The sequence below is a fragment of the Kitasatospora sp. A2-31 genome (assembly GCF_022288725.1).
Classification (GTDB): domain Bacteria; phylum Actinomycetota; class Actinomycetes; order Streptomycetales; family Streptomycetaceae; genus Kitasatospora.
The window spans coordinates 12,794-33,075 of record NZ_JAKNTA010000024.1; the positions used below are offsets into that span (position 1 = coordinate 12,794).

Sequence of the window (20,282 nt, forward strand, 5' to 3'; positions counted from 1 at the left end):
GACGCCATGGCTGCACATCTGATCACCGGCGCGGGCTCCGGCATCGGCGCCGTCCTGGCCGAGCGCCTCGCCGAGCGCGGGGACGACCTCTGGCTGCTGGCCCGCGACGCCCGCCGGGCCGCCGAACTGCGCGAGCGCTTCCCCGGGGCGAGGACCCTGGTCGGCGACCTCGCCGACCCGGCCAAGCTCTCCTGGGCCTTCGGCCACCAGACGCTGCCCGTCGAGCTGGACTCGCTGCTGCACGTCGCGGGCGTGGTCGAACTGGGCACGGTCGGCGAGCTGCCGGTCAAGGCCTGGCAGCAGACCCTGAACGTCAACCTGGTCGCCCCCGCGGAGCTGACCCGGCTGCTGCTGCCCTCGCTGCGGCTGGCCAGGGGCCACGTGGTCTTCGTCAACTCCGGCGCCGGCCTCAACGCCCACGCCGACTGGTCGGCGTACGCGGCCAGCAAGCACGGGCTGAAGGCGCTCGCCGACTCGCTGCGTCTGGAGGAGTCCGCCGCCGGCATCCGGGTCACCTCCGTCTACCCGGGCCGCACCGCCACCCCGATGCAGGTCAAGGTGCACCAGCAGGAGGGCCGGGAGTACGACGCCGAGCGCTGGATCGCGCCCGAGTCGGTGGCCAAGGCCGTGATCGCCGCACTGGAGGCCTCCCGCGACGCGCACGTCACCGAGATCACCGTCCGCCCGGGGAACTGAACCCCGGGCGCCGGGCGCCGGAGCGGGAAGCCGGCCGGTCCTGCTTCCCGCTCCCGCGCACTAGGCTCGGACGGGTGAGCAACGGACACCCCTTCCCCGATCTGCACGGCGCCGCCACCGGCGTCGGCTCGCTGCCCGGCACCGACGCGCGGGAGGCCGCCAAGACCTCCACCGGAGCCCTGGAGCACCTGCCGTTCCTCCCCGAACTGCCCGCCCGCGGGCCGGGAGCCGACATGATCGGCCGCAGCGCCGGCCTGCTGGTCGAACTGTTCGCGCAGACCGAGCCCAGCGGCTGGCGCTTCACCGACCGCCCCGGCCGCGACACCCGGCGCGCCCACTCCTGGCTCGGCGAGGACCTCGACGCGCTGGAGGAGTTCACCCAGGGCTACCGGGGGGCGCTGAAGGTCCAGGCCGTCGGCCCGTGGACGCTGGCCGCGTCGATCGAGCTCAAGCACGGCGAGAAGGCGCTCGCCGACCCCGGCGCCTGCCGCGACATCGCCGGCTCGCTCGCCGAGGGCCTGCGCCGCCACCTCGCCGACGTCCGCAAGCGGATCCCCGGCGCCGAGGTGGTGCTCCAGCTCGACGAGCCCTCGCTGCCCGCGGTGCTGGCCGGCTCGGTGAAGACCGCCAGCGGCTTCCAGCGGCTGCGCGCGGTCGACCGGCAGATCGCCGAGGAGATCCTGCGCGAGCTGATCCGCGGCGTCGACGCGCCGGTGGTGGTGCACAGCTGCGCGCCGCAGGTGCCGATCCCGCTGCTGCGCCGGGCCGGGGTCGCCGGGATCTCGCTCGACTTCTCACTGCTGACGGAGCGTGAGGACGACGACCTCGGCGAGGCGGTCGAGGGCGGCACCGCGATCCTCGCCGGCGTCGTCCCGGCCACCGACCAGGCCGCCGCTCAATCAAAGGCGGTGTCGGACCCTGCCGGTAGTGTCCAGGGTGTCAGGACGTTGTGGCGCAGGCTCGGGTTCGCCCCGGAGCTGCTGGGCCGGCGCGTGCTGGTGACGCCCGCCTGCGGGCTGGCCGGGGCCTCCCCGTCCTACGCGCGCCAGGCACTGTCACTCAGCGTGCGGGCGGCGCAGAGCCTGGTGGACAACCCGGAATGAGACGGTAACGGAGGGCTTGCGGTGGTGGCTGTCGAGGGCTGGGAGGACGTCCCGGCGGAGGTGCGCAGGCGGCACGCCGAGCTGGCGGCCGAGATCGAGGACCACCGCGCCCGCTACTACGAGCAGGACGCGCCGATCATCAGCGACGCCGAGTTCGACGCGCTGATGCGCGAGTTGGAGGGGCTGGAGGACGAGCACCCGGCGCTGCGCACGCCGGACTCGCCGAGCCGGAAGGTCGGCGGCGCGGTCGTCACCGACCTCTTCGCCGCGGTCGAGCACCGCGAGCGGCTGCTCAGCCTCGACAACGCGATGGACGACGACGAGCTCGCCGCCTGGGCCGAGCGGGTCGCGACCGAGCTGGCCGGCATCGAGTACCACTACCTCTGCGAGCTCAAGGTGGACGGCCTGGCCGTCAACCTCACCTACGAGAACGGCACGTTGGTGCAGGCCGCGACCCGGGGTGACGGCCGGGTCGGCGAGGACATCACGGCCAACGTCCGCACCATCAAGGAGATCCCGCACCAGCTCAAGGGGGAGAACATCCCCGAGCTGGTCGAGATCCGCGGCGAGGTCTACTTCCCGACCGATGCGTTCGAGGCGCTCAACGCCTCGTTCTCCGAGGAGAACGAGCGCCGCCGGAGGGAGAACGAGGAGCGCGTCAAGGAGGGCAAGCGCCCCCGGGCGATGATCCGGCTCTTCATGAACCCGCGCAACGCCGCCGCCGGCTCGCTGCGGCAGAAGGACCCGCACGTCACCGCGTCCCGTCCGCTGCACATGGTGGTGCACGGCATCGGCGCCCGCGTCGGCCTCGACATCGACAACCAGTCGCACGCCTACCGGCTGCTCCACGACTGGGGGCTGCCGACCGCCCGGCACAACGAGGTGGTGGGGACGCTCGACGAGGTCCGCGCCTTCATCAAGCGGTTCGGCGAGCAGCGGCACTCGGTCGAGCACGAGATCGACGGCGTCGTGGTCAAGGTGGACGAGATCGCCCTCCAGGGCCGGCTCGGTTCCACCTCCAAGTCCCCGCGCTGGGCGATCGCCTGGAAGTACCCGCCGGAGGAGGTCACCGGCAAGCTGGCCGCGATCAAGGTCGGCATCGGCCGCACCGGCCGGGCCACCCCGTACGCGGTGCTGGCCGAGCCGGTGAAGGTGGCCGGCTCCATGGTCCAGTACGCGACGCTGCACAACCAGCAGATCGTCAAGGCCAAGGACGTGCTGCTCGGCGACACCGTGGTGCTGCGCAAGGCCGGCGACGTCATCCCGGAGATCCTCGGCCCGGTCTACGACCTGCGGGACGGCACCGAGCAGGAGTTCGTGATGCCCTCGCACTGCCACGAGTGCGGGGCCGAGCTGCGCCCGATGGCCGAGGGCGACATCGACCTGCGGTGCCCGAACGCCCAGTTCTGCCCGGCCCAGATCCGGGAGCGGATCGCCTTCCTCGGCGGCCGCTCGGCGCTGGACATCGAGGGCCTCGGCTACGTCGCGGCCACGGCGCTGACCCAGCCGTTGGAGCCCGCCGAGGCTCCGGTCAAGGACGAGGGGGACATCTTCGGCCTGACCGACGAGCAGCTGCTGCCGATCAAGGTGCTGGTCCGCGACCCGAAGACCGGCATGCCCAAGCTGGACGACAAGACCGCCGAGGAGAAGAAGGTCTCCTTCTTCGCCACCACCACCGGCACGCCGAAGAAGTCGCTCCGGACGCTCCTGGACAATCTGGAGAAGGCCAAGGACCGGCCGCTGGCGCGATTCCTCAACGGGCTGTCGATCCGTCACGTGGGCCCGGTCGCCGCGCAGGAACTGGCCCGTGAGTTCCGCGATCTGGACCGGATCTTCGGGGCGAGCGAGGAGGAGCTGGCCGCGGTCGAGGGCGTCGGGCCGATCATCGCCCGCTCGATCAAGGAGTGGTACGAGGAGGAGTGGCACCGCGGGATCCTGGAGAAGTGGCGCGCGGCCGGCGTCCGCTTCACCGAGGAGGCGGGCGACGAGGAGCAGGGCGAGCGCCCGCTGGAGGGGCTGACCGTGGTGGTCACCGGCACGCTCGCCGGGCACACCCGGGACGGCGCCAAGGAGGCGCTGACCTCGCGCGGGGCCAAGGTCACCGGCTCCGTGTCGAAGAAGACCCACTTCGTGGTGGCCGGCGACAACCCCGGCTCCAAGTACGACAAGGCCGTCCAGCTCGGGCTGCCGATCCTGGACGACGCGGGCTTCGCCGTGCTGCTGGAGCAGGGGGCGGCGGCCGCCCGGGTGCACCTGGGCCTCCCGCCGGAGCCCGTGGAGGCGGAGCCGGCGAAGAAGGCGCCCGCGAAGAAGGCCGCCGGCAAGACCCCCGCGCAGCCCGTCGAGGATGCGGCCGGGGACGCCGCCGACGAGGCCCCCGCGGAGGGCTGACCCGCGCGCGGAGCCGTCGAATCCGTCTTGTTATCGTCCTGATGCAACGTCATCGGGTGCCGCACAGTGGGAGCGGGCATGGTGTCACTGTGCGGCACCCGGACGCGGTGGCGTGTTTCCGGTTGTCCGAAAGTCTGCCCGCCGGGTGGACCCCGGAATACCCTGGAGCGCAACAGAGTGTCAGCAGGGGTGGGGGCACCGGCTGAGCCGGTCTCCGCGGGGTCACTCATGCCCGGCAGCTGCCGGCACCGGCACGGTGCCTCACCGTAAGGCGGCCTGACGGGGCGGGCCCGACGGAGGACAGGGCTTATGGATCGTACGACCGGCGGCGCGCCCACACGCCCGCCGCAGGGAGTGGCAGGTGCGGTCCTGCTGCTCGGCGTACTGCTGGCCGGCGCCGCACCGCTCATCCCGCTGGCCGTCCTGGTGTACCGGTACGAGCCCGAGCTGCTCCCGCTGTTCGCGGTGCCGCTGGCGGTGCTGGTCGCCGCCTGGCGGATCGCCCGTGACCGGGCCCGGGACCAGCTCACCGACGCTCTGACCGACCTGCCCAACCGCCAGGCGTTACTGCTGGCCGCCCAGGAGGCGATCGCCGAGCACGAGCAGGGCTACAGCGTGGGCCTGATCCTGCTCGACCTGGACCGGTTCCGGTCGCTCAACGACACCCTCGGGCACACCGCCGGGGACCGGCTGCTGGTGCACATCGCCCGCCGGCTGCACCGGGCACTGCGCTCGGGCGGCCCGGCCGGCAGCGCCACCCGCGAGTCGATCGACGACGTCTTCGCCGGGCTGCCCCGGCACTACCGGGGCGGGCGGCCGCTGGTGGCCCGGATGGGCGGCGACGAGTTCGCCGTCCTGCTGCCGGGCGTCGGCTGCCCGGGCACCCTGGAGCGGGTCGCCAAGGCACTGATCGCCGAGCTGGCCGCGCCGATCCGGCTGGACGGGCTGCTGCTCGTCCTGGAGGCGAGTGCCGGGGTCTGCGTCTACCCGCAGCACGCCCAGGACGCGGAGTCGCTACTGCGGCGCGCCGACGTCGCGATGGGCCACGCCCAGCGCGGCCGGACCTCGGTCGAGTGCTACGACGAGGCCCAGGACGCCGACACCCCGTACCGGATAGGGCTGCTCGGCGACCTCCGGCGGGCGCTGGAGACCGGGGAGGTGCAACTGCACTACCAGCCGAAGGTGGCCTTCGACGGCCGGGTGGTCGGGCTGGAGGCGCTGTTGCGCTGGGAGCGGCCGGGCCAGGGCAAGGTGTCGCCGGACGAGTTCGTCGGGCTGGCCGAGTCCAGCGGGCTGATGCCCCGGCTGACCGACTACGTGCTCGAGGCGGCCGTCGGCCAGCTCGCCCACTGGCGGGAGCAGGGGCTCCAGGTCCAGGTCGCGGTCAACGTCTCGCCGCGGGACGTGCTCAACCCCGGCTTCGCCCAGCGGGTCGCCGGGCACCTGGTCCGCCACCAGGTGCCGGCCCACGCGCTGCAGCTGGAGATCACCGAACGGCTGCTGCTGGACGACTCCCGCCGGGCCGCCGACACCCTGGCCGAGCTGCGCGGCTACGGCGTGGGTATGTCCCTGGACGACTTCGGCACCGGCCACTCCTCGCTGGTGCGGTTGCGCAGCCTCCCGGTCGGCGAGCTGAAGATCGACCGCTCCTTCGTCTCCCGGATGGTGGCCGACGACCACGACGCGGCGGTGGTCCGCTGCTCGGTGGAACTGGCGCACTCGCTGGGGCTGACCGTGGTCGCCGAGGGCGTCGAGGACGACGAGACCTGGGAGCGGTTGCAGGGGCTGGGCGTGGACGCCGTGCAGGGCTGGCTGGTGTCGGCGGCGCTGCCGGCCGAGCAGGCCACCGCCTGGCTGCGGGTGCACCGCACCGGGGCCCCGCCGGTGGAGCGGATGGCCGCGGCGACGCTGCCGCCGACGGCCGCGCAGCCGGTGCTCCCGCCGTCCCTGCAGGCGCCGCTCCCGCCGCCGCTGCAGCCGGTGCCGCAGCCCGTCCCGGCGCCGGTCGCCTCGTCAGCCCAGCCGGTCGCGTCCGCCTTCCCGGCGTCCTCCTTCCCGAAGCAGGCCTCCGGGCTCCACTCCGCCCCGCTCCCGGCGTCCGTCCCGGCGCCCCTGTCGACGTCCGCCTCGTCGGTGGTACCCGCGGCCGTCGTGCCCGCCGTCCCGCAGGCGCGACCGCCGGTGCTGCCGCCGGTGGTCCAGGCGGTGCAGGCCGCGCAGCTGGAGATCCAGGCCCCGGCCACCCCGAACTGGGCTCCCACCGGGCCGCAGTAGCGCCCGCCGGCGCCGGGGTGACCGGACCCGCCCGTTACTCGTTGGCCGGTGGCCGGGCCGTGCCCCATAGGATGGGGGCCACAGACCAAGAGGACGGGAGCGCCGAGCCGGCTGCTCCTGCCCGGGCCCGGTACCGCCTCACGGCACCGCCGGGCCTCACCAGAACTCACCCTGAGGATCGCTGCATGCCTGGCATCACGCGCGAGGAGGTCGCCCACCTCGCTCGGCTGTCGCGTCTTGAGTTGCAGGCCGAAGAGCTGGACCACTTCGCCGAGCAGCTCGACGTGATCATCGGCGCGGTCGCCCGCGTTTCCGAGGTCGCCGGACAGGACGTCCCGCCGACCTCCCACCCGCTGCCGCTGACCAACGTCATGCGCGCGGACGAGGTGCGGCCGTCGCTCACCCCGGAGCAGGCGCTGTCCGGTGCCCCGGCCGCCGAGGAGCAGCGTTTCCGCGTTCCCCAGATCCTCGGGGAGGACTGACCGAGATGACCGAGATCCACACCCCCGTCGTCAAGTGGACCGCCGCCGAGACCGCGGGTGCCATCGCCAAGGGCGAGGTCTCCGCCGTCGAGGTCGCCCAGGCCCACCTGGACCGCATCGAGGCCGTCGACAAGAAGGTCAACGCCTTCCTGCACGTCGACACCGAGGGCGCGCTGAAGGCGGCCAAGGCCGTCGACGAGAAGCGCGCCCGGGGCGAGGAGCTGGGCCCGCTGGCCGGCGTCCCGCTCGCGCTCAAGGACGTCTTCACCACCAAGGGCGTGCCGACCACCTGCGGCTCCAAGATCCTCGAAGGCTGGATCCCGCCGTACGACGCCACCCTGACCACGCGTCTCAAGGACGCCGGCGTGGTCATCCTCGGCAAGACCAACATGGACGAGTTCGCGATGGGCTCCTCCACCGAGAACTCCGCCTTCGGCGCCACCGGCAACCCGTGGGACCTCTCCCGCATCCCCGGCGGTTCCGGCGGTGGCTCGGCCGCCGCGCTGGCCGCCTTCGAGGCCCCGCTGGCGATCGGCACCGACACCGGCGGCTCGATCCGCCAGCCCGGCGCCGTCACCGGCACCGTGGGTGTGAAGCCGACCTACGGTTCGGTCTCCCGCTACGGCCTGGTGGCGTTCTCCAGCAGCCTGGACCAGGGCGGCCCGTGCGCGCGGACCGTGCTGGACGCGGCGCTGCTGCACGAGGCCATCGCCGGCCACGACCCGCTGGACTCCACCTCGATCGACGCGCCGGTCCCGGCCGTGGTCGAGGCCGCGAAGATGCGCGACATCCGCGGCATGCGGATCGGTGTCGTCAAGGAGTTCGCCGGCGAGGGCTACCAGGCCGGCGTGATGCAGCGGTTCCACGAGTCCGTGGAACTGCTGCGCGAGCTCGGCGCCGAGGTCGTCGAGGTCTCCTGCCCGTCGTTCACCCTGGCGCTGCCCGCGTACTACCTGATCGCGCCCAGCGAGGCCTCGTCCAACCTGGCCCGCTTCGACGCGATGCGCTACGGCCTGCGGGTCGGCGACGACGGCACCCGCTCGGCCGAGGACGTCACCGCCCTGACCCGGGAGGCCGGCTTCGGCCCCGAGGTGAAGCGCCGCATCATCCTCGGCACCTACGCCCTCTCCTCGGGCTACTACGACGCCTACTACGGCTCGGCCCAGAAGGTGCGCACGCTCATCTCGCGCGACTTCGACGCCGCCTTCGCCGGCGTGGACGTGCTGGTCTCCCCGACCACCCCGACCACCGCCTTCCCGATCGGCGAGCGCGCCGACGACCCGATGGCGATGTACCTGGCCGACCTCTGCACGATTCCGTCGAACCTCGCGGGCAACGCGGCCATGTCGCTGCCCTGCGGGCTGGCCCCGGAGGACAATCTCCCGGTCGGCCTGCAGATCATCGCACCCGCGATGGCGGACGACCGCCTGTACCGCGTGGGCGGCGCCGTCGAGGCCGCACTCAACGACAAGTGGGGGCACCCCCTGCTGGAGGAGGCACCGGCACTGTGAGCAAGATCGAGAAGGCCAAGGGTTTCAAGCACTCCAAGCCCGGCCTCTGGCTGTCCATCGGCACCAGCGCCTTCGGTGCGATCTCGGTGGTCAAGGACGTCCGGAAGGCTCGCGAGGAGAGCGACACCCTCAAGCTGATCAACGCCCTGGTCGGCGCCGCAGCCCTGGTCACCGGCACCGCGCTGCTGGTGCGCGAGCTGCGCCGCCTCGGCGACGACGACGTGCTGCTGGGCTGAGCAAGCCCTCGGCCCGGCCCGCACCCACCGTGCGCGGCCGGGCCCGTACCTCCACAGACTTTTAGCGAAGGGGACGCTGTGAGCGTCATGAACCTGGTCTCCTACGAGGACGCTCTCGCGTCGTACGACCCGGTGATGGGCCTTGAGGTCCACGTCGAGCTGGGCACCAAGACCAAGATGTTCTGCGGTTGCTCGACCGAGCTGGGTGCCGAGCCGAACAGCCAGGTCTGCCCGACCTGCCTGGGCCTGCCCGGCTCGCTGCCCGTGGTCAACGCGGTCGGCGTCGAGTCGGCCGTCAAGATCGGCCTGGCGCTGAACTGCGAGATCGCCGAGTGGTGCCGGTTCGCCCGGAAGAACTACTTCTATCCGGACATGCCGAAGAACTTCCAGACCTCGCAGTACGACGAGCCGATCGCCTTCAACGGCTACCTCGACGTGCAGCTGGAGGACGGCTCGACTTTCCGCGTGGAGATCGAGCGCGCCCACATGGAGGAGGACACCGGCAAGTCCAGCCACGTCGGCGGCGCGACCGGCCGCATCCACGGCGCCACCCACTCGCTGCTGGACTACAACCGGGCCGGCATCCCGCTGATCGAGATCGTCACCAAGCCGATCGTCGGTGCCGGTGAGCGCGCCCCCGAGGTGGCCCGCGCGTACGTGGCCGAGCTGCGCGAGCTGATCAAGGCGCTGGGCGTCTCCGAGGCCCGGATGGACAAGGGCCAGATGCGCTGCGACGTCAACCTGTCGCTGCGCCCGAACGGCACCGAGACCTTCGGCACCCGCTCCGAGACCAAGAACGTCAACTCGCTGCGCAGCGTCGAGCGGGCGGCCCGGTTCGAGATCCAGCGGCACGCCACCGTGCTGATCGACGGCGGCACCATCGTCCAGGAGACCCGCCACTTCCACGAGGAGGACGGCACCACCACCTCCGGCCGGATCAAGGACAACGCCGAGGACTACCGCTACTTCCCCGAGCCGGACCTCGTGCCGATCGCGCCCGCGCGCGAGTGGGTCGAGGAGCTGCGCGCCGCGCTGCCGGAGCTGCCGCGCGTGCGCCGGGCCCGGCTGCAGTCCGAGTGGGGCCTGTCCGACAAGGACATGCAGGCGGTGCTGAACGCCGGCGCGGTCGAGCCGATCCAGGAGACCATCGCCGCCGGCGCCCCGGCGGACCAGGCCCGCAAGTGGTGGATGGGCGAGCTGGCCCGCCGCGCCAACGAGACCGGCACCGAGCTGAGCGAGCAGCCGATCACCCCGGCGCAGGTCGCCCGGGTCACCGCGCTCGTCGCCGAGGGCAAGCTGAACGACAAGCTGGCCCGCCAGGTCATCGAGGCCGTGCTGGCCGGTGAGGGCGAGCCGGACGAGGTCGTCGAGAAGCGCGGGCTGGCCGTCGTCTCGGACGACTCCGCGCTCGGCGCCGCCGTCGACCAGGCCATCGCCGAGAACGAGGCGATCGCCGCCAAGATCCGCGACGGCAAGGTCGCCGCGGTGGGTGCGCTGGTCGGCGCGGTCATGAAGGCCACCCGCGGCCAGGCCGACGCCGCCCGTGTGAAGGACCTGATCCTGGAGCGCCTCGGCGTGGCAGGACAGTAGGCACAGCCTGGAGCGCCTTGGCGTGGCAGGACAGTAGGCACGGCCTGGAGCGCCTTGGCGTGGCAGGACAGTAGGCACAGCCTGGAGCGCCTCGGCGTGGCAGGACAGTAGGCACAGCCTGGAAGTTCCGCGTCGCTGCCGGCGCTTCCTAAGGTCCCTAAGGCGTTAAGGCCCCCTGAGTAGGGCCTAAGGCCCGGTTCCACCTCCGAATCGGAGTGGAACCGGGCCTTTGCCGCTTCCCGGGACGCCGTCTAAGGCATCCGGGGCCCGGAAGATCGGTCAGGCTTCCGATGTGGCTGCCCCACCTGGGGGAGGAAGCTCTTACTCGACAGCGAAACGCAGTGAAACCCACAAGGGGAACCGAAGTGATCGAGTACGAGCTCATCCAGCAGCAGGTACGCGAGCTGCACGCCCGCGCCGAGCACCAGCGCCTGGTCCGCGAGGCCAAGGAGGGCCGCCGCGGCTGGCGCCGGCAGCCGGCCACCCGTGCCGCGCGGCGCGCCCAGCGCCTGCAGGAATGCTGACGGACCGGCACCCCCGGGGTGCCGAAGGGACTCTCGAAGGGGAGGCGCTGCAGGAGAGCGCCTCCCCTTCCGGGCGTTCCGGGACCGGGATAACCGCTCGGCCGGGCGGATCGGCATATGGCATGCTCGCCTCCATGCAGCAGATATCGGTGAGTCCCGTCTTCGTCGGCCGCGGCAGCGAGATCACCGAACTGACCGACGCGCTGCGGCGGGCCGGCGCGGGGAGCCCGCAGACCGTCCTGATCGGCGGCGAGGCGGGGGTCGGCAAGACGAGGCTGCTGGAGGAGTTCCTCGACCGGGCCCGTGCCGCCGGCGGAGGAGTGGCGGCCACGGTCGGCGGCTGTCCGGAGGTCGGCGCGGAGGGGCTGCCGTACGCGCCGCTGGCCACCGCGCTGCGCCGCCTGCACCGGAGCCTGGGCGCCGAACTGGAGGCCGCGGCCGCCGGTCTGGAGGGCCATCTCGCCCGGCTGCTGCCCGACTTCGGCGAGGAGGACGGCGGACCCAACGACGAGTACGGCCGGGCCCGGCTGTTCGAGCACACCGCGAGGCTGTTCGAACGGCTCGGCGCGGACCGTACCCTCGTGCTCGCCGTGGAAGACCTGCACTGGGCCGACCGCTCCACCCGGGAGCTGCTCGCCTACCTGGTCCGCACCCTGCACCGGGCCAGGGTCCTGCTGGTCGCCACCTACCGCACCGACGACCTGCACCGCCGTCACCCGCTGCGGCCCTTCCTCGCCGAGCTGGAACGGCTGCGCACCGTCCGGCGGTTGGAGCTGGAGCGGTTCGGTCCGGGCGAGGTCGCCGCGCAGCTGGCCGGCATCCTCGGCACCGCCGCCCCCGACCGGCAGCTGGTCGACCGGATCCACCGCCGCTCCGAGGGCAACCCGTTCTTCGTCGAGGAGCTGGCCACCTCCTACCGGGAGGGCTGCTCCGCCGGGCTCACCGACTCGCTGCGGGACATCCTGCTGGTCCGCGTCGAGGCGCTGGACGAGGAGACCCAGCGGGTGCTGCGGATCGCCGCCGAGGGCGGCTCCTACGTCGAACACGCGCTGCTGGCCGCGGTGCTGGAGGACGAGGAGGCGCTGATCGAGTCGCTGCGCACGGCCGTCGGCGCCAGCATCCTACGCCCGGACACGGACGGCGACGGCTACCGCTTCCGGCACGCGCTGGTCCGCGAAGCCGTCTCGGACGACCTGCTGCCCGGGGAGCGGAACCGGATCAACCGCCGCTTCGCCACCGTCCTGGAGGAGCAGCCGCACCTGGTCGGCGCCGACGTCCGCCCGGCCCGGCTGGCCAACTACTGGTACCACGCGCACGACCCGGCCCGGGCCCTGCCGACCGCACTGGACGCGGCCCGGGCCGCCCGCCGGCGCAACGCCTTCGCCGAGCAGCTGCGGATGCTGGAGCGGGCCCTGGAGCTGTGGGACGAGGTCTCCGAGGACGTCCTGGCGAACACCCTGCGCCCCTACGACTGGGCCGAGACCTACCCGCCCGGCTCCTGCGACGGCGCCGAGGACCAGGACTGCGGCCGGATCCAGCTGATCGACGTGCTGGCCGAGGCGGTGGTGGCGGCCCGGCGCAGCGGGGACCGCGAGCGCGGGCTGAGCCTGGCCAAGCGCGGGCTGAAGCTGGTCGACGAGACCGAGCACCCGCTGCGCGCGGCCTGGTTCCGGATGAACCGGGCCCGGATGCTCGGCCACCTCAACCGGGCCGGGAACCACGACGAGGCGGCGCACGCCCGGCGGCTGGTGGAGAACCTGCCGCCGTCGGCGGTGCAGGCCGAGGTACTGGCGCTGAGCGCCGGCATCGCGATGCTCACCGACCCGACCGAGGAGGACGTGCGCCTCGCCGAGCGGGCCGCGGAGATCGCCCGCGAGGTCGGGGCGCACGCGATCGAGCAGCACGCCCGGATGACGCTCGGCTCGCTCCGCAGCGACCTGCACCACGACCCGGAGCGGGGCATCGCCGAGCTGGCCGAGGCGGTCGCCGCCACCCGCGGGCTCGGCGTCCCGGACGTCCTGCTGCGCGGCATCAACAACCTCGCCAGCATGCTGCAGTCGCTCGGCCGTGCCGAGGAGGCGGTGGCGCTGGCCCGGGAGGGGCTGGAGGCGGCCGACGGCAACGGGCTGCTGCGCAACGTGGGCACGATCCTGACCGGCAACCTCGCCGAGGCCCTGCTCGACCTCGGCCGGGTCGACGAGGCGGCCGCGCTGCTGGCCGACTCCGAGCGGGTCGACCCGCCCGGCAGCCACGCCGAGTTCCTGGACCGGCTGCGCGGCGACCTCGCGCTGCGACGCGGGGACCTCGCCACCGCGGCCGGCATGCTGGCCCAGGCGCGGGCGTCCAAGCACAACTGCCAGTTCCAGCACAGCGTCCCGATCTCGCGGCTGGCGATGGTGCTCGCGGCCCGCGCCGGCCGGCCGGCGCAGGCCCGGGCCGAACTGCTCGCCGTCATCGAGGGCCACCTCCCGGCCGGGAACGAGGCCTCGCTGTACCCGCTGCTGGCGCTCGGCGCGGGCGTGGAGGCGGACCACCGCGGCCTGCCCGAGCTGGACCGGGACCGGCCCGCGGTGCTCGCGCGGATCGCCGCGGCGGTGGCCGGGCTGACCCCGAAGGCCCCGCTGCACGAGGGCTGGGCCCGGCTGCTGGAGGCCGAGCTGGCCCGCGCCGAGGGAGCGGACACCCCGGCGCACTGGGAGACCGCCGCGGCGGTGCTGCGGCCGACCGGGCTGCCGTACCCGCTGGCGCTGGTGCTGCTGCGGGCGGGCGAGGCCGAGGTGCTGGCCGGACGGCGCGAGGCCGGCGCGGAGCTGCTGCGCGAGGCCCGGGAGCTGGCCGGGGTGCGGGGCGACAGCTGGCTGCTGGCGGAGATCGACGCGCTGGCCGAGCGGGCCGGGCTGGCGCTCACCGCGCGCCCGGCGGCCGCCCCCGCGCGGCCGTCGCCGGCCGGCGACGCCTTCGGCCTCACCCCCCGTGAGCGGGACGTGCTCCGGTTGCTCGCGCGGGGCCGGACCAACCGGCAGATCGCGGAGGAGCTGTACATCTCGCCGAAGACCGCGAGCGTGCACGTCTCCAACATCCTCGGCAAGCTCGGGGTGGCCGGCCGGGGCGAGGCCGCCGCGCTGGCCCACCGGTTGCGCCTGTTCCCGGAGGAGTTGGTGCCGGCCGGGCGGTGACGCGGACGGTGGCGCGGTCCGGGACCGGAGGGGCCCCCGGGGGCCCGGCGGCCGGAGGGCGCTGACCTGTGCTCCCGTGCGCGCCGCGTGAGCCCCCTCGTACGCGCCCCCGCCAACCGGCCCGTTCCGGCGGAATCGGGTGCAATTCCCCACTCCGGCACCATTACTCTAAGTTGAGTGTGCGTGTCATTGAGTGACCGAAGTGGTGTAGGGTCCGGAGTGGGAACATCGGTGCGGTGTGTCGGCCGGCAGGCCGTTCACCCCCTGGGCCGCCGCCCTGACGGGGCGACAGGTCACCGCGTACGGCCACCAGCTGCGCGGCCGGTGGTCCGTGGCCGGGGCGCCGGGCCCCGCGCCGGAGGGGGAGAGGCCGAGTGAGCTCCACCGATGCGGTGCTGCCCGGAACCGGACGGCCGGGGGTGCCGGACGCCGACGTGGGCCCGGCGGTCGACCGGCGCGGCCCGGTGCGCCGGCTGCTGGACAGTCGCAGCCTGCCCGGCGCCGTCCTCGGCGGGCTCTGCCTGGCCTACGCGCTGGGCGCGGCCCTCGGCTGGGGCTCTCGCCAACTCGCGGTCTTCATGGGGGATTTCGGTCTGGCGGCGGCAGCCCTGGCGGCGGCGCTCTCCTGTCTCGCCTACGGCTGCACGGTCGGTGGCCATGCCCGCCCGGCCTGGCTGCTGTTCGGACTCTCCTCGCTCATGGTCGCCTTCGGGAACGGCACCTGGGGCTGGTACGAGCTGGTCGAGCGGACGCCGCTCCCGCAGGACTCGCTGGCCGAGTACGCGTTCCTGCTCTTCGCCCCGCTCGCCATCACCGGCGTGCTGGTGCTCGCCCAGCGCCCGCGCAGCGCGGCCGGCTGGCTCTGCCTGATGCTGGACGGCTGGCTGGTGGCCGGCTCCCTGTTCACGCTCAGCTGGAGCCTGGCGCTGGGCCGGATCGCCGCCGGCGAGGACGGCTCCCCGCTGCGGCTGGCGCTCAACCTGGCGTACCCGGTGCTGGACATCCTGCTGGTCAGCCTGGTGGTCGGGCTGCGCTTCGGCGGACGCGACGGCAACCGGGCCGCGGTGCACACCGCCATGATCGGCCTGGCCGTCACGGTGCTCTGCGACGCCCTGTTCACCTCGCCCGAGCTGCGCAACAGCTACCACTCGGGGGAGCTGCTGGACGCCGGCTGGTTCGCCGGCAGCCTGCTGCTGGCCTGGGCGCCGTGGTCGCCGCGCTGGCGCCGGCCGCTGCGCGAGCACCCCTCCGCCGGCGGCCTGCCGCGCCGCCGGGTGGCCACCACCTTCAGCGCCCTCACCCCGTACGCGGCGGCCGCCGTCTGCACCGCGGGCATCCTCTACAACGCCCTCGGCGGGCGCCCGTTGGACCGGGTGGTGGCCGCGGCGGCCTGCACGGTCGGGCTGGCGCTGATCCTGCGCCAGGGCGTGATGCTGCTCGACAACCTGTCGCTGGCCCAGGAACTCGCCCACAAGGAGGCGCACTTCCGTTCCCTGGTGCAGGGTTCCAGCGACGTCATCATGATCGCCGGCGCCAACGGCGTGCTCTCCTACGTCTCCCCGGCCGCGCTCGGCGTCTACGGCCGCGACCCGGAGGAGCTGGTCGGCGGCAACCTGCTCGACCTCGTCCACCCCGAGGACGTGGACCGGGTGCTGATGGAGGTCCGCCGCTTCCTGGCCCGCGGCCGGCTGCTGGCCCACCGCTCGCCGGGCTCCGCCGGCGAGGCCTCCCCGGCCCGGGTGGAGTGCCGGATCAGCTCCGGCTCCGGCGAGTGGCTGCACGTCGAGTCGACCGTCGACCGGTACCGCGACGGCCTGATCCTGAACAGCCGGGACGTCACCGAACGCGTGATGCTGCAGGCCCAGTTGCAGCACAACGCCTCCCACGACCCGCTCACCGACCTGCCCAACCGCGCGCTCTTCGCCCAGCGGCTCCGGGCCGCCCTGGCCACCCGCGGGCCGCAGGAGGGGGCGGGCGCCGGCATCGCGGTGCTCTTCCTCGACCTGGACGGCTTCAAGGCGGTCAACGACAGCGCCGGCCACCAGGTCGGCGACGAGCTGCTGGTCCAGGCCGCCCGCCGGTTGCAGGGCGCGGTGCGCAGCGGGGACACCGTCGCCCGGTTCGGCGGCGACGAGTTCGCCGCACTGGTCTGCGGACCGCTCGGCCGGCTCCAGGTGCAGGAACTCGCCGAGCGGCTGCGGGTGGCGCTCTCCGAGCCGTACTGGATCGGCGGGGCCGAGCTGAGCGTCGCGGCCAGCATCGGCATCGCCTTCGGCACCCCCGAGCGCGGCCCGGCCGCCGACCCGCGGGCCGCCACCGACGAGCTGATGCGCAACGCCGACCTCGCGATGTACCGGGCCAAGTCCGAGGGCAAGGGCCGGGTGGTGCTCTACACCCCGGCCATGCGGGCCGACCTGGAGCGCCGCACCGAGCTGGACGAGCGGCTGCGGGTGGCCGTCCGCGAGGGTGGCTTCACCCTGCTGCACCAGCCCGTGGTCGACCTCGCCACCGGCACCGTCACCGCAGTCGAGGCGCAGGCCCGCTGGCGCTCGGCGCAGGGCCTGCTGCTCACCCCCGCCGAGTTCCTGCGCTCCGCCGAGCACGGCGACGCGGCCGCGCGGTTCTCCCGCTGGCTGATCCACGAGGCGGTGGGCGCCGCCGCCCAGCGGCGCGGGGCGGCGGGCCGGGCCCGCCCGGGGGCGTCGCCGGTCCCGGTCTCGGTCCGCCTCTCGGCCGAACGGCTCTGCTCTCCCGGCACCTACGAGGCGGTGGTCGCGGCCCTGCGCGACAGCGGACTGCCGGCCGGCCAACTGGTCGTCGAGGTGGCCCGGATGGGCTCGGACGCGCTCGCCGACGAGCTCGGCAGACGGCTGGCCGCGCTGCGCCGGCTGGGCGTCTCCACCGCGCTGGCCGGCCTCGGGGCGGGCAACGGCTCGCTCGGCGCGCTGGCCCGGCTGCCCTTCGACTCGCTCAAGCTGGACCGCACGCTGGTCCAGGACCTCGGCGAGTCCGGGCTCGGCAGAACCCTGGCCGGGCACGCCCTGCGGCTCGGCCGGGACCTCGGGCTGGGCACCGCCGCCGAGGGGGTGGACCTGCCGCGCCAGGTCGCCGTGCTGCAGGAGCTGGGGTGCCGGCAGGGGCAGGGCTCGGCCTTCGCTCCGCCGCTGGACGAGACCAGACTGCGCCGGGCGCTGGCCCGGCGGGCGTACCCGCTGCCGAGACCGCTCGGCCCGCTCGCGGCCCGCCGCGGACTCCTGGCCGCCGACACCCGTCCGGGTGGCCGGGGGGAGCCCGGTGCGGGGCGTGTCGAACATCACCACGGTGCCTCCGACCTGCCCGAACACCGTGCCGTGGCGGGTCCGGGACGGGGTCCGCATGGCGAGACTGTCATCCCACCTGCTTGACAGTCGGCCCCGCACGGGAGGAAGGTCGTTGCCATGCGCACCCGAATTCTCGTACTTGGCGGGCGCGTCGGCTGAGCGGGCCATGCCCTGCTCGTGAGAGACCGACGCGCCACCCCTCGCATGCCCTTGGCACGAGGGGTTTTTTGTTGCACTGACGCTGTTCCACCAGGCAAGACCCCCTGGCCCCGATCGCCCGAACTGCTCCGATTTACCAGGAAAAAGCGGGACGATTGGGGCAGAGCCGGCGATCGGCCCGATCAGCGGTACCCCACCCTCGACAACCGGGGACCGCAGCCACCAGGGCCGGCAGAAACCGAGAAGAGACAGGCAGATGACTGAGCACGCCGCATCCCCCCGCCGCGGGGACACCCCGGCCGCCCACGCTCCCGCTCCCCAGCACGTCGTCGAGACCATGACCGGCGCCCAGTCGCTCATCCGCTCGCTCGAGGCCGTGGGCGCGGACACCGTCTTCGGCATCCCGGGCGGGGCCATCCTTCCCGCGTACGACCCGCTGATGGACTCGTCCAAGGTGCGCCACATCCTGGTCCGCCACGAGCAGGGCGCCGGCCACGCCGCCACCGGATACGCCCAGGCCACCGGCAAGGTGGGCGTCTGCATGGCCACCTCCGGCCCGGGCGCGACCAACCTGGTGACCCCGATCGCCGACGCCTACATGGACTCGGTGCCGGTCGTCGCCATCACCGGCCAGGTCGCCTCCAAGGCGATCGGCACGGACGCCTTCCAGGAGGCGGACATCTGCGGCATCACCATGCCGATCACCAAGCACAACTTCCTGGTCACCGACCCGGCGGAGATCCCGCGCGTGATCACCGAGGCCTTCCACATCGCCGCCACCGGCCGCCCCGGCCCGGTCCTGGTCGACATCGCCAAGGACGCCCTGCAGGCCACCACAACCTTCCGCTGGCCGGCCGAGACCTCGCTGCCCGGCTACCGCCCGGTCACCAAGCCGCACGCCAAGCAGATCCGCGAGGCCGCGAAGATGCTGGTGAGCGCCAGGCGCCCGGTGCTGTACGTCGGCGGCGGTGTGATCAAGGCGCACGCCACGGCCGAGCTGCGCATCCTCGCCGAGCTGACCGGCGCCCCGGTGGTCACCACGCTGATGGCGCTCGGCGCCTTCCCGGACAGCCACCCGCAGCACCTGGGCATGCCCGGCATGCACGGCAGCGTCCCCGCGGTCACCGCGCTGCAGAAGTCGGACCTGCTGTTCACCCTGGGCGCCCGCTTCGACGACCGCGTCACCGGCAAGCTGGACAGCTTCGCCCCGTACGCCAAGGTCGTCCACGCGGACATCGACCCGGCCGAGATCGGCAAGAACCGCCCGGCGGACGTGCCGATCGTCGGCGACGCCCGGGAGGTCCTGGCCGACCTGATCGTCGCCGTCCAGGCCGAGTTCGACGCCGGCCACAAGGCCGACTACGCCGACTGGTGGACCAAGCTCAACGAGTGGAAGAAGACCTACCCGCTGGGCTACGAGCCGGCTCCGGCCGGGCAGCTCTCCCCGCAGCAGGTCATCGAGCGGATCGGCAAGCTGGTCGGCCCGGACGCGATCTACGCCGCGGGCGTCGGCCAGCACCAGATGTGGAGCTCGCAGTTCATCCAGTTCGAGAAGCCGGGCACCTGGCTCAACTCTGGCGGCGCGGGGACCATGGGCTACGCCGTCCCGGCCGCGATGGGCGCCAAGGCGGGCCTGCCGGAGACCGCGGTCTGGGCGATCGACGGCGACGGCTGCTTCCAGATGACCAACCAGGAGCTGGTCACCTGCGCCCTGAACGGCATCCCGATCAAGGTCGCGGTCATCAACAACGGCTCGCTGGGCATGGTCCGCCAGTGGCAGACCCTCTTCTACAACCAGCGCTACTCCAACACGGTGCTGCACGCCGGCCCGGACCACGACGGTGTCGAACCGCCGGTCCAGGGCGGCACCAGGATCCCGGACTTCGTGATGCTCGCGGAGGCGATGGGCTGCGTCGGCCTGCGCTGCGAGCGCCCCGAGGACCTCGACGCGGTCATCAAGCAGGCGATGGAGATCGAGGACCGCCCGGTGGTCATCGACTTCATCGTCCACCAGGACGCCATGGTCTGGCCGATGGTCGCGGCCGGCACCAGCAACGACGAGATCCAGTTCGCCAAGGGCGTCCGGCCCGACTTCGGCGACGACACCGACTGACGGCCCGCCCTTCCCCAGCCTCTGGCCGGGGGCACCCCCAGGCCCGCCGCCACCCCGCTCACGACCGGCTCGCCGGACCCCCTAGCGACCGAGGAAACAGAGACACATGTCCAAGCACACCCTCTCCGTCCTGGTCGAGAACAAGCCCGGCGTGCTCGCCCGCATCGCCTCGCTGTTCTCCCGTCGGGGCTTCAACATCGACTCCCTCGCCGTCGGCCCGACGGAGCATCCGGACGTGTCCCGGATGACCATCGTGGTCAACGTCGAGGACCTTCCGCTGGAACAGGTCACGAAGCAGCTCAACAAGCTCGTCAACGTGATAAAGATCGTCGAGCTCGACCAGGCCGCTGCGATCCAGCGGGAACTGGTCCTGGTGAAGGTCCGCGCCGACAACGAGACCCGGTCGCAGATCGTCGAGATCGTCCAGCTGTTCCGCGCCAAGACGGTCGACGTGTCCCCGGACGCGGTGACCATCGAGGCCACCGGCAGCTCGGACAAGCTGGAGGCGATGCTCCGGATGCTGGAGCCGTACGGCATCAAGGAGCTGGTCCAGTCCGGCCTGGTCGCCATCGGGCGCGGCGCCCGGTCGATCACCGACCGCTCGCTGCGCGCCCTCGACCGCAGCGCGTGACCCGGGGACGGCGCGCCCACCACCGGCGTGACCAGCGCCGACGCGCGCCGTCTCACCCCCTGAAGCACTGCCCCAC

The 20,282-nt window shown here is 73.4% G+C and carries 13 protein-coding genes; all 13 read left to right on the forward strand.

Translation table 11 applies throughout. From position 1 onward, the window contains the following. Positions 1 to 6: 6 nt before the first annotated feature. The 13 genes from MCM47_RS36490 to ilvN all read left to right on the forward strand — a co-directional run bounded on the left by MCM47_RS36490 (position 7) and on the right by ilvN (position 20,206). Positions 7 to 696, forward strand: a complete 690-nt coding sequence (locus MCM47_RS36490; RefSeq protein ID WP_238951323.1) for an SDR family oxidoreductase — start codon at positions 7 to 9, stop codon at positions 694 to 696. Between the two features lie 74 nt (positions 697 to 770). Beyond that, positions 771 to 1,799: a methionine synthase gene (locus MCM47_RS36495; RefSeq protein ID WP_238951324.1), complete on the forward strand. Its 1,029-nt coding sequence runs from the start codon at positions 771 to 773 to the stop codon at positions 1,797 to 1,799. Positions 1,800 to 1,823: 24 nt separating this feature from the next. Beyond that, positions 1,824 to 4,190, forward strand: a complete 2,367-nt coding sequence (gene ligA / locus MCM47_RS36500; RefSeq protein ID WP_238951345.1) for an NAD-dependent DNA ligase LigA — start codon at positions 1,824 to 1,826, stop codon at positions 4,188 to 4,190. Between the two features lie 309 nt (positions 4,191 to 4,499). Beyond that, positions 4,500 to 6,464: an EAL domain-containing protein gene (locus tag MCM47_RS36505; RefSeq protein WP_238951325.1), complete on the forward strand. Its 1,965-nt coding sequence runs from the start codon at positions 4,500 to 4,502 to the stop codon at positions 6,462 to 6,464. Positions 6,465 to 6,649: 185 nt separating this feature from the next. Next, the gene (gene gatC / locus MCM47_RS36510) at positions 6,650 to 6,946 is read left to right on the forward strand and encodes an Asp-tRNA(Asn)/Glu-tRNA(Gln) amidotransferase subunit GatC (protein ID WP_035797834.1); all 297 of its coding nucleotides are present in this window, start codon (positions 6,650 to 6,652) and stop codon (positions 6,944 to 6,946) included. 5 nt (positions 6,947 to 6,951) lie between these two features. Beyond that, positions 6,952 to 8,457: an Asp-tRNA(Asn)/Glu-tRNA(Gln) amidotransferase subunit GatA gene (gatA, locus tag MCM47_RS36515; RefSeq protein WP_238951326.1), complete on the forward strand. Its 1,506-nt coding sequence runs from the start codon at positions 6,952 to 6,954 to the stop codon at positions 8,455 to 8,457. Further along, positions 8,454 to 8,693: a hypothetical protein gene (locus MCM47_RS36520; protein ID WP_238951327.1), complete on the forward strand. Its 240-nt coding sequence runs from the start codon at positions 8,454 to 8,456 to the stop codon at positions 8,691 to 8,693. Before gatA ends, MCM47_RS36520 begins: the two co-directional genes overlap by 4 nt. 78 nt (positions 8,694 to 8,771) lie before the next feature. Then, complete coding sequence (gene gatB / locus MCM47_RS36525) at positions 8,772 to 10,283, forward strand: Asp-tRNA(Asn)/Glu-tRNA(Gln) amidotransferase subunit GatB (RefSeq protein ID WP_238951328.1); 1,512 nt, start codon at positions 8,772 to 8,774, stop codon at positions 10,281 to 10,283. A gap of 365 nt (positions 10,284 to 10,648) precedes the next feature. Next, positions 10,649 to 10,807 (forward strand): hypothetical protein, encoded by a 159-nt coding sequence (locus tag MCM47_RS36530; RefSeq protein WP_238951329.1) that lies wholly within the window; start codon positions 10,649 to 10,651, stop codon positions 10,805 to 10,807. A 134-nt stretch (positions 10,808 to 10,941) separates the two neighbouring features. After that, on the forward strand, positions 10,942 to 13,983 hold the full coding sequence (locus MCM47_RS42780; protein WP_305068070.1) for a helix-turn-helix transcriptional regulator: 3,042 nt from the start codon (positions 10,942 to 10,944) through the stop codon (positions 13,981 to 13,983). 464 nt (positions 13,984 to 14,447) lie between these two features. Next, a complete protein-coding gene (locus MCM47_RS36545) occupies positions 14,448 to 17,387 on the forward strand; it encodes an EAL domain-containing protein (RefSeq protein WP_238951346.1) in 2,940 nt (979 codons plus the stop codon). Positions 17,388 to 17,718: 331 nt separating this feature from the next. Further along, positions 17,719 to 19,575: an acetolactate synthase large subunit gene (locus tag MCM47_RS36550; RefSeq protein WP_238951330.1), complete on the forward strand. Its 1,857-nt coding sequence runs from the start codon at positions 17,719 to 17,721 to the stop codon at positions 19,573 to 19,575. Positions 19,576 to 19,681: 106 nt separating this feature from the next. Then, a complete protein-coding gene (gene ilvN, locus MCM47_RS36555) occupies positions 19,682 to 20,206 on the forward strand; it encodes an acetolactate synthase small subunit (protein WP_238951331.1) in 525 nt (174 codons plus the stop codon). The last annotated feature ends 76 nt before the right edge of the window (positions 20,207 to 20,282 follow it).